Source organism: Caulobacter soli, from assembly GCF_011045195.1.
GTDB lineage: Bacteria > Pseudomonadota > Alphaproteobacteria > Caulobacterales > Caulobacteraceae > Caulobacter > Caulobacter soli.
Window position 1 is genome coordinate 2,019,239 of sequence record NZ_CP049199.1, and the last position, 16,311, is coordinate 2,035,549.

5 protein-coding genes are annotated in these 16,311 nt (G+C 67.4%); all 5 read left to right on the plus strand.

The features are described from left to right. Window positions 1-13 precede the first annotated feature (13 nt). The 5 genes from G3M62_RS09630 to G3M62_RS09650 all read left to right on the plus strand — a co-directional run bounded on the left by G3M62_RS09630 (window position 14) and on the right by G3M62_RS09650 (window position 16,241). Window positions 14-1,570 (plus strand): putative porin, encoded by a 1,557-nt coding sequence (locus G3M62_RS09630; RefSeq protein WP_165186544.1) that lies wholly within the window; start codon window positions 14-16, stop codon window positions 1,568-1,570. Window positions 1,571-1,580: 10 nt separating this feature from the next. Continuing rightward, a complete protein-coding gene (locus tag G3M62_RS09635; RefSeq protein ID WP_165186545.1) occupies window positions 1,581-2,102 on the plus strand; it encodes a hypothetical protein in 522 nt (173 codons plus the stop codon). 31 nt (window positions 2,103-2,133) lie between these two features. Continuing rightward, the gene (locus tag G3M62_RS09640; RefSeq protein WP_165186547.1) at window positions 2,134-14,718 is read left to right on the plus strand and encodes a filamentous haemagglutinin family protein; all 12,585 of its coding nucleotides are present in this window, start codon (window positions 2,134-2,136) and stop codon (window positions 14,716-14,718) included. Window positions 14,719-14,821: 103 nt separating this feature from the next. Beyond that, window positions 14,822-15,439, plus strand: a complete 618-nt coding sequence (locus tag G3M62_RS09645) for an OmpH/Skp family outer membrane protein (RefSeq protein ID WP_165186548.1) — start codon at window positions 14,822-14,824, stop codon at window positions 15,437-15,439. A gap of 43 nt (window positions 15,440-15,482) precedes the next feature. After that, the gene (locus G3M62_RS09650; protein WP_165186550.1) at window positions 15,483-16,241 is read left to right on the plus strand and encodes a SapC family protein; all 759 of its coding nucleotides are present in this window, start codon (window positions 15,483-15,485) and stop codon (window positions 16,239-16,241) included. Window positions 16,242-16,311: the final 70 nt, after the last annotated feature.

Here is a 16,311-nt window from a genome sequence, read left to right on the forward strand (position 1 = left end):
TCCAGGAACCATCATGCGAATCCAGACCGCTCTTCTCTGCGCCGCCGCGACGCTGGTCACCGGCCTTGCCGCCGCGCCGGCCCCGGCCCACGCGCAATCCACCGACGACATCGGCGTCGAGATCCTGCAACTGCTCGTCGACGAGGGCCTGTTGCCCCGTGAAAAGGCGCAGGAGCTAATGGCCCGCGCCAAGCACGCGGCCGAGCTGCGCCATCAGCGCGAGGCCCCTGCGGCCCCGGGCGTCATCGACGTGCCTTACGTGCCTGAAGTGGTCCGCAACCAGATCCGCGACGAAGTGCGTCAGGAAGTGGTGGCCCAGGCCAAGACCGAAGGTTGGGTCGCGCCCAACACCATTCCCGCCTGGCTCAACCAGGTCACCCTCTCGGGCGACTTCCGCATGCGTTACCAGGGCGAGTTCTTCGACAAGGGGAATTTTCCCTACTTCCCGGACGTCAACGCCATTAACCAGGCCGGCGGCGTCACGGACGCCAGCGGCTTCCCGCTGCTGAACTCGACCGTCAACCGTCACCGCGCCCGCTATCGCGCGCGGCTGGGCGTCGACGCCAAGATCAATTCGGCGGTGAAGGTCGGTTTGCGCCTGGCCTCGGGCGACGACGCCGGCGCCATCTCGACCAACAAGACCTTGGGCGACTTCTTCAACAAGGACCCGATCTGGATCGATCGGGCCTATGTCGAGGTCACGCCGGTCGCGGGCCTGAGCTTCACGGGCGGCCGGATGCCCAACCCCTTCTGGTCCACCGACATGGTCTGGGATCCGGACATCAATCCCGAGGGCGCGGCCATTTCGGCGCGTCATGACTTCGGCGAGCACCTGGCCGGCCTCAAGCTGTTCGGCGTCGGCGGCGCCTTCCCGCTGCAGGAACGCGGCAAGGACCACAAGGACCGCTGGATGTACGGCGCCCAGGTCGGGTTCGAGATCGCGCCGGTCGACGCGGTGACGGTCAAGGGCGCGGTGGCCTACTACGCCTATGATCGCGTGCAGAGCGAGAAGAACGCGCCCGACGGCTCGCGCCTCAACGACTTCACGGCCCCGCCGTCGCTGTCCCAGGGCAACTCGGTGTTCAACATCCGCACCGACGGTCTGACCACCCTGGCCGGCCTGGCTTCGGACTTCAATCTGCTGAACGTCACGGGCAGCCTGACCTACAACGGCTTCGGCGCGAACAAGGTGAAGCTGACCGCCGACTACGTGGTCAACCAGTCGTTCGACGCCGCCCAGATCGCCAAGCTGCGCGGCGAGGACGGCGTGGCTCCGGGCGACTCCGGTTGGCAGCTGCGCCTCGACGCCGGCCGCGACAGCATCAAGAAGCGCGGCGATTGGCAGGTGGCGGCGGCCTACAAGCGCATCGAGACCGACGCGGTGCTCGACATCTTCACCGACAGCGACTTCGGTCTCGGCGGCACCGATGTGAAGGGCTACGTGATCGACGCCAACATCGGCATCTACGACAACACCTCGGTCGGGGTGAGCTGGCTGAGCACCAACGCCATCAGCCGCCCGCCGTTCGCGGTCGACGTCCTGCAGCTCAACCTCAACACCCGGTTCTGAGGGGGCTCGCATGCGTCACGTCATCATCGCCGCCGCGCTCTGCGGCGCTCTCCACGTTCCCGCCGCCCAAGCGGCCGCGGCCAAGCCCATGCCCGCCGCGGTCGTCCCGGCCGCCGACCAGGTCCTGGCGCTTCAGGCCGAGTTGGCCGACCTGCGCGATCGCTATCAGCGCCAGCAGGTCGTCGCCGACAACGCCCGCCAGGAGACCGACGCCCTGCGCGCCGAGCTCAAGCTGAAGGATGAACTTCTGGTCCTGGGCCGGCAGCGCAACGCGGAGCTCTACACGATCTCGTCGGAGATCCTGGACCGGCTGGCGCGCCGCAAGAGCCTGGAGCCTTTCGTTCAGGCCCATCGTGTCTCGATGGAAAACAAGGTGCAGGACTACGAGGATCGCCTGCGCGCGGCCCGCGTCTACGACACGACCCTGCCGCCCAGTGTCCAGCTGCGTATGCAGCAGGAACTGAGCGCCAAGGCCGCCGCGGCGCCGGACCCTGCCCAGGCCGCGGCCCCGACCTCACCCGCCCAACGCTGATTTTCTTCCAGACCCGTTCCTGGAGTACGCCATGACTCGCTCTCTGCTCGTCGCCTCTCGCCGTCTGCGTGGCGCCTCCCATTGGCTCGCCGGAGCCAGCCTCGTCGCGATGGCGGTGGCCACCGGCGTCACGCCCGCCGGCGCCCAATCGACCCCGTTCGGGTCGATGGTCGGAATGCAGGCGGGCAAGGTGATCCTGCCCGGCGGCGCGGTCTCGCAGTGGAGCGGCGCCAACCGTCCGACCATCGGCACGGCCGCCGACGGCCGACCGCTGATGACCATCGAGCAGACCCAGCAGAAGGCGTTGCTGGACTGGGAGCAGTTCAAGCTGCAGACCAACGAGGTCCTGGAATTCCAGCAGCAGTCGGCGGACTGGATCGCGGTGAACCGCGTGCACGGGGCGGCGGCGGCCGAGGTCAACGGCGAGATCCGGGCCAAGGGCCGGGTGTTCATCTTCAACGACAACGGCGTGCTGATCGGCCCCAACGCCAAGATCAACACCCGTCAACTGGTCACGGGGCAGGGCGTCTCGGATGTGCTGCTGGACGGCGCGACGACCACCATCGTCCAGAGCCGCGAGCGGGCCACCCTGAACTGGACCGACATGAGCATGGCCGCCGGCCAGGTGCTCAAGTTCCAACAGGAGAAGAAGGACTGGATCGCGCTCAATCGCTCGATGACGCCGGGCGTGACGACCCTGGCCGGATCGATCGAAGCTCCTGGCAACATCTATCTGGTGGCGCCCCAGGGCTTGGCGATCAACGGCTCGGTCAAGGCCCAGCAGGTCATCGCCTCGTCGCTGAACATTGGCGACGATCAGTTCGCGGTGGGCCTCAATTCCTATGCCCGCGACTACAACAATCGCCTCGACCCGACCTTCTCCAACACCTGGATCTACAATTGGGGCTACAGCACCGAGTCCTATAAGAACCTGGCCAAGGATCTACCCGTCGTCGTCGATCCCAACGATCCGCTTCGTTATAACGTCACCGTCGGACGCAGCGGCTCGATCGAGACCGGCCAGTTCGGCAAGGTGATGTTGTTTGGTCCGCGGGTGACCAACCAGGGCCGGATCAAGGTCGTCGACGAAGGCCAGGTCGTCCTGGCGGCGGGCGAGAACATCTATCTGAACACCGCACCCGGCGGTCAGGCCAACGTCAGCGTCGGCGCCTATAATCCGCTGGCCTTCCTGCGCGCCAATATCGCGTATTCGGGGCCCAGCAACGTGGTGAGCGACGTCGGCTGGCAGAACTTCTATCTGAAGCTCACGGGGGTCCAGTACGCGATCGGCGACGTCGTGCCCTACGCGGTGATCAGCAGCCTGACCTCGGGCGGCAAGATCGAGAGCTTCCTCAACAATCTCCAATACGAGCGGGCGCGTGACGTCGGCTATGTGGCCAGCAACGAAGGCGTCATCACGTCGCTGCGCGGCGGCGAGGTCGATTTCCGCGGCCTGAACCTGAACCAGATGGGCTCCATCGAGATGACTTCCACGGCATTGTTCCGTGGAAAGATCAATTTCGCCACCATCGTCCGCGATTACCGGGAATATCCCAACGGCGACATGGACGGTCCCGATGTCCCGGGCCACGGCGTCGTCACCTTCGGCAAGGGCAGCCTGACCCAGATCACGCCGGACCTGGACTCCACCGACAGCATTCCCGTCGGATCGGGCAGCCAGTCGGTGGGATCGCTGAAGATCAACGCCGCCCAGGTCCACCTGCAGGAAGACTCGCTGATCTACATGCCCAGCGGCAAGGTCAACATCCTGCTCGACGCCGCCGGCAACCTCTACGACAACAACCGCGGCCAAGGCGCCAACCAGGACAACGAGGACGGCACGCGCTTCATGATGGATCGCGGCGCGACCATCGATCTGTCGGGCTGGCGAAACACCGTCCTGGCCATGGGCTCCAACCGGGTCACCGGAAAGCTGTTCGCAGCCCAGCTGTCGGATTCGCCGCTGCAACGCGACGGGGCCTTGTATCGCCAGGAAATCTCGGTCGATCGGCGCTACGGCACCAACCTGGCCGCCTGGTCCAGCTTCGACAACCTGAGCCAGGGGACGCTGGCCCAGTTCCTGACCGACGGCGGCTCGTTCACCCTCGATGTCGACGACGACTTCATCATGAAGCCGGGTTCGGTGATCGACGTCTCGGGCGGCCTGACCACCTACGAGGCCGGCTACGTCTACACCACGCTGCTGCGGCGGCTGGACGGCTCGATCATCGACATCCGCGAGGCCGATCCGGATGAGCTCTACATGGGCCTGGCCAACCAGTGGACCCAGTACGACACCAAGTGGGGCAAGTCGCAGACCTTCTACATCCCGCTGATTTCCAGCCTGCAAGGCAAGTACGAAACCAGCTACGTCCAGGGCGGCGCGGGCGGCAAGATCGAGATCCTGGCGCCTGACGCGGTGCTGCAAGGCACGGTCAAGGGGGCCGTCACGGCGGGGCGCTACCAGCGGGCCAACCTGCCCAAGGGCGGCAGCTTCATTCTCAACAAGGCCGGCATCGACGAAGGCGAATACGTCAGCAACAACGTGCTGATCTCGGCCATCGAGACCATGCTGCCCGACAGCTTCGGCCTCTTCGACAAGCTCAGCGACGTCTATGGCGACCAGTTCGGCGAGGAGTTCGATCGCGACGAGGACAAGCCGAACCGCGGCGTCCGGACCTTCGACAACACCACCCTGACGTCCGACGACTTCTTCAACCGCTCGACCATGGGCAGCTATTCGCTGTCGCAGGCCAACCGGGTCGACGGCCTGCACAATCCGTTCCCGGCGTTGGACGGCACGGCCGTGGTGGTCGAGTCGGGCGTGAACCTGAACCTGGCCAACGGGGCGTCGTTCGCGTTGAACGCCGAGGAGCGCATGCAGTTCTTCGGCTCCATCCGGACCGAAGGCGGCGCGGTCAGCCTGAGCGGCATGTCGCTGGAGTTCGCCAAGGACACCCGCCTGGACACCCGGGGATCCTGGTACAGCGACTACGAGGTGCTGGAACCGGTGTCGTCGGACACGCTGCCCAGGATCAACGGCGGCGCGATCACCCTTTGGGCGGGTGGCAACAGCCTGCTGGCTCCGGTCGACGACGTCCGGATGATCCTGCCGGACACCATGGTGATCGACAGCTCGGCCGGCGCCTGGGTGAACCGCCAGGGCAAGCTGACCCTGGGCAAGGGCGGTAATCTCAGCGTTACGGCGGGCTTGCTGGACGCCCAGGATCTGGACCTGTCGGGCCTAGACCATGCCCGCGCCTACGGACTGGGCGGCAACGGCGGCTTCAGCCTGGCCCTGGAGACGCCGATCTATATCGGCGACGCCTTGCCCGCGCCCGAGACGCCGGTCGATCCCGCCGACCCGGAACCCAACATCCGGCTGCTGTCGTCCGCGTTCTTCAGCCACAGCGGCTTTTCGTCGATCACTCTCCAGGCGCCGTCGATCACGGTCGGCGAGAACGTGCGGGTCGATGCGACGACGGCCAGCTTGCGCCTGAAGGAAGGCACCTTGCTGGATCCCGCGCCGCCGGCCTTCTGGGCGCCGTCGGGGACGGACGTCTACGACATCGCCGAGCCGGTCTATATGGCGCCGGAGCTGCGCTCGTCGGCCCTGCGTCGCGGCATGGACATCACCTTCAACGGCGGCACGGCGGTGCTCGAAGGCGCCTCGGTGAGCACCGAGGTCGGCGGTAAACTGACGATCGGCGGTTCGGCCAATATCCAGGGCACGTTGAACGCGCCAGCGGGCCAGATCACCCTGTCGGGCGGCGACACCAGTTCGGTGGTCCTGGGCAAGAACGCCCGTCTTCTGGCGCAGGGCGTGGCCCTGATCACCAAGCGCGGCCTGACCAAGGACGGCCGCGCCACGGTCAGCGGCGAAGTCCTGCCGGGCGGCCAGATCAGCATCAACGCCGGCAAGGTCGTGTTCGAGGCGGGCGCGGTGCTCGACGTGTCGGGCGCTTCGGCGGCGTTCGACTTCACCACCAACGCGCTGGGCACGGTCGTGCTGCAGCCGCAGACCGTCGCTTCGGACGCGGGCTCGATCTCGATCGCCGGCGACGCGATGGACATCAACTCGGCCACCTATCGCGCCTTCGCCGGCGGACCAGGCGCGCGGGGCGGTAGCTTCTCGGTCAGCTGGGGCGGGCGCTATGGACCGCCCGGCGGCCCGCCGCCCGGCCGGACGGCGGCCCAGGTCGTCGACGATCTCGAATTCTATTTCCAGCAAGGCTACGTCTACGACGTCAATTTCAACGTCCTGACCACGCCCTACGGCGTCGACCTGTCGACCGTCCTGTGGGAGTGGCTGACCGGCTTCCCGATCCCGTTCCCGGCCGGAACCACGGTGTCCAACCGCGCCGAATTGTTGAAGACCTTCAACGACTATACGGTCGCGGCCTATGGTCCTCCGCCGGTCTTCATGATCGGCGACAACCTGCCGCCGCCGATCACCGGCGCGCCGCCGACCATGCCGACCCTCGATCCCAGCCTGGAGGCCTTGTTCGTGGCGTTCGGCTACGTCCCGCCGGCGCCGGTCGCCGAGCCGGCGGCGAGCGTACGCCTGTCCACCGCGCGGATCGCGGACGGCGGCTTCTCGTCGTTCCAGGTCGCCGCCTCGCCCGGCGTGGTGTTCGTGGGCGATGCAACCCTCGGCGGCAAGAAGGCCGACGGCAGCTTTGTCTTCGACTCCATCTCGATCGACACACCGCGGATCATGGGGCAGGCCGGCGCCAATGTGCGCCTGGAGGCCGGCGTCGTCCGTCTTTCGGGAGGGGGCGCGTCGAACGGTGATTTCGGCGACACGAGCATCTACGACATCGCCCTGGCCAATATGGACGTCCGGCGGCTGAGCGCCGACACCCGGCTGTCGATCGCGGCCGACACCCTGCTGCAGATCCAGGGCGCGGAATTCTACGGCTTCTCCGACACGCTGCTGGCCAGCCAGGGCGACATCCGCCTGGTCGGCCAGGCGTCCCAGCCGATCAACGGCGTCTATGCGGCGCCCGCCTCGTCGGTCTCGAGCCCCGGCAAGATCAGCTTCAAGGCCGACCAACTGTACGTCGCCACCGGCCACAAGGTGGACGTGACGTCCGAGGACACGATCCGGATCCTGCCGCAGGACGCCGGCACGCCGCTGAACGGGTCGCCCTATGAAGCGGCGGCCCAGCTGACCCTCACGGCGCCGAACATCATCCAGGGCGGTATCGTGAGATCGCCCCTGGGCACCATCAACCTGGTGGCCGTCGACGGTCCCGCCGGACCGGGAAGCGTCGTCCTGGCGGCGGGCAGCATCACGTCCACCTCGGGCGACGGCCACGTCATCCCCTACGGCTTCGTCAGCAACGGCGACACCTGGATCGATCCCTACACCAAGCTGGAACTGACGGTCCTGCCGGCCAAGTCGGTCAACATCTCGGGCCAGTCGGTCGACCTGCAAGAAGGCGCGGTGATCGACGTCTCGGGCGGTGGCGACCTCTATGCCCGCGAGTTCGTCGCGGGCATCGGCGGCACGACCGATTGGCTGACGGGCTATCGCGACGCCGACTACAAGTGGGTGTCGAGTCCCGACCAGATCTTCGCCGTGCTGCCTTCGTTCGAGGGCGACATCGCGCCCTACGGTCTGACTGGCGGCGGCGGCCTGGGCGTCGGCGACAAGATCTACCTGGCGGGGGGTAGCGGCCTGAAAGCCGGCTACTACACCTTGCTGCCGGCCGAATTCGCGCTGCTGCCCGGCGGCTTCCGCGTGACGGCCAACCATGGCCACACCGATCTCAACGTCATGATGCCGGGCCAGCACGTCGACCTGGCGGACGGCTCGTCCATCCAGTCGGGCTATCGCTACACCGAAGGGACCCCGTATCGCGACACCGTGAACCACGGCTTCATGGTGATGAACGGCGACACCCTGCGGATGCGCTCGCAGTACAACGAGATCACCGCCAACGGCTTCTTCACCTCGGAAGCCTTCCTCAAGAAGGCGCTGCGCACCAACCGACCGATCGGCGATGTGCCGCGTATTCCCCTGGACGGCGGCAGCGTGGTCCTGAAAGCCGCGCGCAGCTTGAACCTGGACGCCACCTTGAAGTCCGCGGCCGCGGAAGGTGGGCGCGGCGGTTTCGCCGACATCGACGCCAGCCGTATCGTCGTGGTCGGCGCCAATTCCGACCTGACCAAATATGCGGGCTATCTGGTCCTCGACAGCGATCGTCTGAACTCGTTCGGCGCCGAAAGCCTGCTGTTGGGCGGCACGCGTCGCCAAGGCGAACAAAGCCTGGAGCTGGCGATTTCCGGCCAGGATGTGGTGATCGACAACACCGGTTCGGTGCTGAAGGGCCCGGAACTGCTGTTCGCCGCCCGTGACAAGGTCACGGTGGAAAACGGCAGCGTGATCGAGACCAGCGGCAAGATCAGCGGCAGCTCGGGCGACCTGCGCATCCTGCCGGCCTTCGACAAGGTGGTCGATCCTGGCCAGCCCTGGGATCCGAACGACGACGTCACGGTCAACGCCGCGCTCGACCAGGGCGCGGTGCTGCGGCTGTCCAGCGGCGAGCAGGTTTCGGTTCTGCGCAACACCGCGGCGATCGACGCGATGTCGGCGCTGCGCGCCGATCCCGTCGCCCTGGCCGCGGCCAACGCCAAGCGCGTCGCGATGGGTCTGTCGCCGATCGTTCCCGCCGGCAATCTGGTGATCGCCGACGGCGCGGTTCTGCGCAGCAGCCGGTCGATCGTTCTGGACGCCACGATGGACACCCAGCTGTCACGCCAAGCGACCCTGGACGCGGCGCAGATCAGCGCGGCGGCGTCGCGGATCAGCATCGGCGCGGCGCCGATCGGCACGGCCGGCCTGGTGTTCGCGGGGGGATCGGCCGAGGCCCTGGCTTCGGCTACCGACCTCACGCTCAAGAGCTATTCGACCATCGACATCTACGGTGGGGCGACCCTGAAGGCTGCCGACGGCCTGCGCCTGGACAGCCGCGAGATCCGCCTGCTGAACGCCAACGGCGCGACGGCCACCATTGCCGGCCAGTCGGTGACCCTGGCCAACACCGCCGACGCCAGCGCGACCGCGCCGACGATCGGGACGGGCAAGCTTCTGATCGACGCCACCAACATCTATCTGGAAGGCGGCGACAAGCGGATCTCCGGCGTGGATCTGGTGACCCTGCGGGCCGGCCAGCGCGTGATCGGACGCGAGACAGGCACGTTGTTCCTGCCCGGCGACCTGGTTGTCGAGGCGGCCAATTTCACCGTCGAAAGCGGTGGGCAGACCTTCCTGGACGCCGTCGGGGCGGTGACCATCGCCAACAACGGCCGCACCGACCTTCCGCCCATGACCACCTTCGGCGCGACCCTCGGCTTCACCGGCAATACGGTGACGAACACCGGGCGCATCCTGCTGACGGGCGGCACGGTCAATCTGCGGGCCCGCGGCGGAGACGTGGTGCTGGCGGATAGTTCGAGCATCGACGTGACCAGCAGCGTCAGCCAGATCTTCGACACCCTGGTCGGTGTCGGCGCGGGCACGATCAACCTCACCTCCGATCATGGAGACGTGAGGATGGCGACGGGCGCCGTGGTCGACGTTTCCGGCACGACCGCTGGCGGCGACGCTGGTCGTCTCAACATCGCGGCCGGTCAGGGACAAGCCGACATGCGCGGCCAGATGAAGGGCGCATCCCACGGCGGGGCGCAGAGCGGCTCGTTCTCGATGGTCGCCAGCCAGATCGCCGACTTCAGCGCCTTCAACGCCGCGCTGGACAGCGGCGGTTTCATGCAGTCGCGCCGCTTCGAGGTGAGCCAAGGCGATCTGGACGTCACCGGAACCATCCGGGTTCAGAACTTCTCGGCCATCGCCAACCAGGGCTCGATCAACGTCACCGGCGTCGTGCGCACCACGGGCGACTCTGGTGGTCGCATCCAGATCTCGGCGACCGACAACGTCAACCTGGCCGCGGGCTCGCAACTGCTGGCCAAGGCCAATGCGGCGGACGGTTCGGGCGGCACGGTGTTCTTGGAGACCACCGGCCGCAACGGCGGCCAGGTCTCGGTCGCCGCCGGTTCGCTGATTGATGTCAGCGGTACGGGCGAGGGCGGCCGGCTGGTGCGCCTGCGGGCTCCGCAACTGGCCGGCGGCGACGTCGCCATCGCGCCGGTCCAGGGCTCGATCCTGGGGGCGCGCCAGGTGATCGCCGAGGGCTTCAAGGTCTATGACAACGTCTCGACCATCGACCAGTCGGTGATCAACACGGTCTCGGCCGACGCCAACGCCTTCATGGCGAACGCAGCGGCCATCCGGGCCCGACTGGGCTCGGGCGTCACCGTCCAGCCCGGCATCGAGCTGCGCAGCGCTGGCGACATGACGCTGGCCACGGATTGGGATCTCCACACCCTGCGCTTCAACGGCGCGGCCGGCGTCCTGACCCTGCGGGCGGCGGGCGACCTGCTGCTGAACGCCAATCTCAGCGACGGCTTCGATAGGGCCGGCGCCGACGCCACCCTGGTCGGCGGCGCGTCGTGGACGCTGAACCTGGCGGCCGGCGCCAACATCATCAGCCCGGACTCGCTGGCGGTGCTGCCGGTCGGTCAGCTGGCCACCGGCAAGGGTTCGGTGATCGTCGGCGGCACGCCCGACACCATCGAATACTATCGCGTGGAGATCACCAGCGGCCCGCGCGCCGGCACGACCGAGAACCGCCTCTACGTCCGCAACGGCGACGGCACGGTGGGCCCGGAGCTGAGCCGCGATGCGGCCACGGGCCAGTATGTCGACCCCGACAGCGGCGCGCTGATCGCCTTCGATCCCACGACTAACGACTATGTCGACACCCAGCGCTACGCCCGTGTGGCGCTGCCCGAATACTTCGCCGTAAACAACGGCGGCGGTCAGGGGGTCCCGTGGGATCAGTATGGCAATGGCGAACCTTCGCAGATCACCCAGTACGGCCAGAGCCGCGGCGTGCAGTGGGACAATTCCACGGGCTACATCGTGCGTACCGGCACGGCCGGGATCAACATCGGCAGCGGTCGGGACATCGTCCTGCAATACAAGCCGTCGGTGATCTACACGGCGGGTGACTACGCCGCGCCGGTCGCCGACTTCGCCGCGCCCACGCGCCTGCCGTTGGACGCTTCGGCGGGCCTCTGGGGTCCGATGAGCGGCTACTACCTGCAAGGCGGCGGCGACATCCTGATGAAGGCCGGCGGCGACATCGTCGGCGCGGGCAGCGACCAACTGCCGAACGCCTGGCTCTGGCGCTACGGCAACGTCAACACCGTCGGAGACTTCAAGACGCCCGACCTCATGGGCTTCAAGGACCTGGGGCGCGACTACGACCAGACCACCTGGTTCGTGCGCTTCGACCGCTATCAGGCCGGGATCGGCGCCTTGGGCGGCGGCAATGTCGACATCAGCGCGGCCGGCGACATCACCAACCTGACCGTCAACCTGCCCAATACCGGTCGGGTCAGCGGGGGTCACGATGGGCTGGCCAAGGTTCTGCACACCGACGGCGGCGGCAACCTCTCGATCTTCGCGGGCGGCAACATCGGCACCGGCAACTTCTACGTCGCCGAGGGGCAGGCCCAGATCACGGCGGGCGGGGCGTTCACCACCACCCGGCAGATCGACGCGATCCGCAGCTCTGGGTACGGCGTGAACCAGAGCCGTGGCTACGATCTCTACACGATGCTGTTCACCTCTTCGGGCGACTTCCACCTGCAGAGCGGCGGTGATCTGAACATCGACGCGGTCCTGGACCCGCTGGCGCTCGCGCCGGTGATGAACAACCAACTGGGCGGCGGCGGCGTGTTCGGCGTCGGCGGCTATCAGCAGCACCAGGGCGACGACCGGGATCGCGAGCTCTACGGCGCGGCCTTCTTCAGCTACACGCCGGACGCCAAGATCGCGCTGTTCTCAGCGGGCGGCGACGTCAACCTGTGGAACAACTACGGCAACATCGGCATCGTCGCCTGGAAGGGCGGCTTCATCCAGCCCCAGCACAACTTCGTCACGCCGTATGGCTACACGATCGGCGACGCCGGTCAGGTCCCCGCCGTCTGGCCGGGTACGCTCAGCGCGGTGGCGGCGGCCGGTGACGTGGTCGTCAAGGGCGGTCTCTACTTGGCGCCGTCCCCGACCGGCAATCTGGAGCTTCTGGCCCATAACGACGTGCGGCTGGGGCAGGGGACACGAGCCGACGACCCCTTCGCCGAGCTCAATCGCGACGCTCAGAACTTCTTCCCCGGCTACGAAGGGATCTTCATGAGCCAGTCGCTGCTGGAGCTGATGCCCAGCGCGACGAACGTCCGCATGCTTTATGGCTCGGCCGCGCCGCAGGGGCTGCTGGAACAGGCCGGCTTCAAGCCGGGCGGCTCGGTCTCTCAGACTCAGCTGTTCACGCCGACCTACAGGCCCGACCTGCACGAGGGCGACACCAACCCGGCCAAGATCTACGCCGCGGTAGGCGACGTGGTGACCACCGCGCCGATCAACCTGCCCAAGGCGCTGTTGGTCCAGGCCGGCGACAATGTCTACTTCCCCAACTTCCAGCTGCAGCACAACAACGCCACCGACTACAGCCTGGTGCGGGCCGGCAACGGCCTCTACTTCTCCAACGCTGGCCAGATCGCGATCACGGGTCCCGGCCGCCTGGAGGTCGAGACCGGTCACGACTTCTACATGCCCAGCAACGGCAAGGGGATCACCAGCGGCCGGGTTCTGGTCTATGCGGACGGCCTGGCCGGCAACCAGGCGCCGCCGCCGCCTTCACCGCTGGACCCGAACGCCACAGCCGCCGATATCGCCATCAGCACCGGCTTCAACCAGACGCCGTCCTACCAGGCGTTCGAGGACGCCTACCTCAATCCCGAGAAGGCCGGCGGCATGGCCGACTTCCTGCTGGATGACGCGGGTGACGGCCGCAAGCTGTCTTACTACCTGTTCGACCGCGTTTATAACCGGGGCGGCGATCCGAAGAGCCAGCCGATGACGCCGGAACTGCGGGCCGGTTTCGTCAACTATGTGCGCGGCCTGCAGGGGCTGAAGCCCCTGGACACCCAGATCGAGCAGACGGCCTATGTGGCGACCGCGTGGAGTTTCTGGGCGGACTTGCCGCTGGACCAGAAGACGCCATTCGACGCCTTCCTGCCGCGCGGACCTGGCGTGAAGGCTCTGCGCGCCGAGAACTACCTGCCCGAAACGCACGAAGGCCTCGTCAACTACGTGCGCCAGTTGCAAGGGCTGGATCCGCTGGACAGCCAGGCCGAGCAACTGGCCTATCTCGACACGGCCTGGTCCTATTGGTCGACGCTGTCGAACGATCGCAAGACGCCGTTCTACCGGGATGTGCTGTTCCTGGAACTGCGCACCACCGGACGCGAGGCCAACGCCCCCGACAATCCGCGCAGCGGCTCCAGCTTCCGGGGCTACGACGCCATCAAGGCCCTGTTCCCGGGTGCCGAGAAGCCGGACGGGACGGCGCTGGGCGCGGGTGAATCGCGCTGGGCGGGCGACTTCGAGACCTATGCCAGCCGAGTGATCTCGTCGGGCGGCGGCAAGATCGAGTTCGTCTCTCCGGGCGGCGGCTTCAAGCTGGCCAACTCGGCGGCCAAGCCAGGCGACACCGGTCAGCCGGCCTTTGAAGGCGACCGTGGCAATGCGCTGCGGGCCGGCGTGGTCACCACCGACGGCGGCGGGATCAACATCTTCGCCCGCCAGAGCGTGACACTGAACCAGTCGCGCGTGATGACCACCAAGGGCGGCAATATCCTGATCTGGTCGTCCTACGGAGACATCGCGGCGGGCAAGGGCGCCAAGACCTCGGTCACCGCGCCGTTCTACGACTACAATATCGACGGTTGGGAGCGCATGAACCGGGTCCAGGCCGGTCTGCCCACCGGCGCCGGCATCCAGACGGTCGCCAGCGTCGCCGGCTCGCCGGTGGCGGACGTCGACCTGATCGCGCCCAACGGGGTCGTCGACGCCGGCGACGCGGGCATCACGGTCAGCGGCAACTTCAACGTCTTCGCCATCGAGATCCTGGGCGCCGACAATATCGACGTCTCGGGCATCGCCACGGGTCTGCCGACGCCGCCGGCCGCCGCGCCGATCTCGCTGGACAACCTGTCGTCCAAGTCCAACGACGTGGAGAAGGCCATCGAGATGGCGGTGAACGGCATCCGCCAGAACGCCGCCATCGTGTCGCCCTCGATCATCGAAGTGCAGGTGACGGGCTTCGGCGACTGCCAGAGCCAGGACGCGGCGTGCGCGCCCCCGGCCAAGCCTGAGCAGATCTCGCAAGAGACGGTGACCGGTCGCTTTGTCACGCCGATGCGCGTGGCCTTCGACGACCGGCCGGCTCCGCCCAAGCCGCAAGACTTCGACATCGCGCCTCAGCCTCTGGCCGATGCGGTGCGAGCGGTGGGCCGGGCGTCGGGCGTCAACATTCTCTACGACGCCGACACCTTTGCTCAACGGCGCTCCTCGCCCGTGCGCGGTCGAATGACGCCGGAGCAGGCGCTGGAGCAATTGCTCATGGACCAGCATGTCACCGCGATGCGGGTCGGGGCGGGCACTATCGTGCTGCGCCGCGCCCGCCCCGGCATGACCGGCTGATGACCGATCGCCCCGCCTTCCTTGGGGAGGGCGGGGCGCGCCTCCTGAACTCAACCTCACGTCGGGCGTCCGCGCCTGGCCGATCATCATCAAGGACGATCCCATGAACACCCCCCTCGCCGTGGTCCTGGCCACGGCCGTGATTTCCGCTGTCGCCGCGCCGAGCCACGCTCAAGGCCAAGCGACGTCTTCCCCGACCCTGAACGAAGGACCGGTGGTGGCCGGTGTCTGCCTGATCTCGCGGGAGGCGATCTTCGCCAACGCCAAGGTGGGGCAGGCGGCCTCCGCTCGGCTCAAGCAATTGGCCGACGCGGCCGAGGCCGAGGTCGAAAGCGACCGCAAGCCGTTGGACGCCGAGATCAAGGCGTTCCAGGCCGAGGCCCCCAAGTTGCCGGACGCGCAACGCCGGGCGCGCGAACAAGCCCTGGGCGCGAAACTTCAGCCCGTGCAGGCCAAGGCGGCTTTGCGTGGCCGTGAGATCGAGGCCACGCGGACCAAGGCCATGGGGCGCATCGCCGACGCCGCCCAGCCCGTGATCGCCCAGGTCTTCAAGCAGCGCGCCTGCGGCCTGCTGCTGGACCGCAATTCGGTGCTGGCCGGCAACATGACCAACGATCTGACCCCGGCCGTCGTGCAGGGGCTGGACGCCAAGATTTCGACCATCGCGTTCGAGCGTGAAGTCCTGCCGCCTCAGGCGGCCGGCGCCGTCCCGACGCGCTAGACGCGACCTCGCCGCTCATTTCCTGTTTCGGAGTTTCCCTGCCATGGCGTCCAAACCGCGCGCCGCGTCGACACCCCCGTTGCCGCTGTTCTATCGTGATCCGCTTCCGCTCTCCGCCTCGGTCCACGCCGCTTGGCGTCTGAAGGAGGGCGATGCGGCCTTCGCTCAGGACGCGGCCTATGCGCCGTTGGTTCTTGGCGAGTTGGCCGCCGCCTCGGCCAGCTATCCCGTGGTCTTCGCGGGCGAGCAGGCCGCGCCGGTCGCTATCCTGGGACTGGAGCAGCGCAACCTGTTCGTCGCCGACGGCCAGTGGGCCCCGTTCGTCCACGTGCCCGCCTATGTGCGACGCTATCCCTTTGGCTTCATCGCCACCCGCGATCCTGACGACTTCGTGCTGGCGATCGACGCGGGATCGGATCGTGTCGTTCAGGCGGGTGAGGAGGGCGAACCCCTGTTCGAGGACGGCAAGCCCAGCGCGCTGACGCTCCGAGCCCTGGCCTTCTGCGACGCCTTCAAGAGCGAGGCCGCCGCCACCGCCGCCTTCAGCCAAGCCTTGCTGGACAAGGGGCTGCTGATCGAACGTCGCGCCGACGCCACCTTGCCGGACGGCCGCAAACTGGGCCTTGAGGGCTTTCAGATCGTGGACTACGAGGCGTTTCAAGCCTTGGACTCCGACACGCTCGTCGACTGGCACGCCAAGGGCTGGCTGGCCTTGATCAACTTTCACCTGGCCTCGCTCGACCGTTTCCGCGTGCTGCTGGACCGTGAAGGCGCCGCCGCGGTCGAAGGTGGCGCGACCTAGGGCCTCGCGGTCAGCCTGATAGGACACGACGGCTGGACGGGCGGAAGGGGTCACGATGACCCTCATCCCC

Bases quoted from the DNA above. Each gene is read 5' to 3' on its own strand.
- G3M62_RS09630 (WP_165186544.1), top strand. From the start codon at position 14: ATGCGAATCCAGACCGCTCTTCTCTGCGCCGCCGCGACGCTGGTCACC.
- G3M62_RS09635 (WP_165186545.1), top strand. From the start codon at position 1,581: ATGCGTCACGTCATCATCGCCGCCGCGCTCTGCGGCGCTCTCCACGTT.
- G3M62_RS09640 (WP_165186547.1), top strand. From the start codon at position 2,134: ATGACTCGCTCTCTGCTCGTCGCCTCTCGCCGTCTGCGTGGCGCCTCC.
- G3M62_RS09645 (WP_165186548.1), top strand. From the start codon at position 14,822: ATGAACACCCCCCTCGCCGTGGTCCTGGCCACGGCCGTGATTTCCGCT.
- G3M62_RS09650 (WP_165186550.1), top strand. From the start codon at position 15,483: ATGGCGTCCAAACCGCGCGCCGCGTCGACACCCCCGTTGCCGCTGTTC.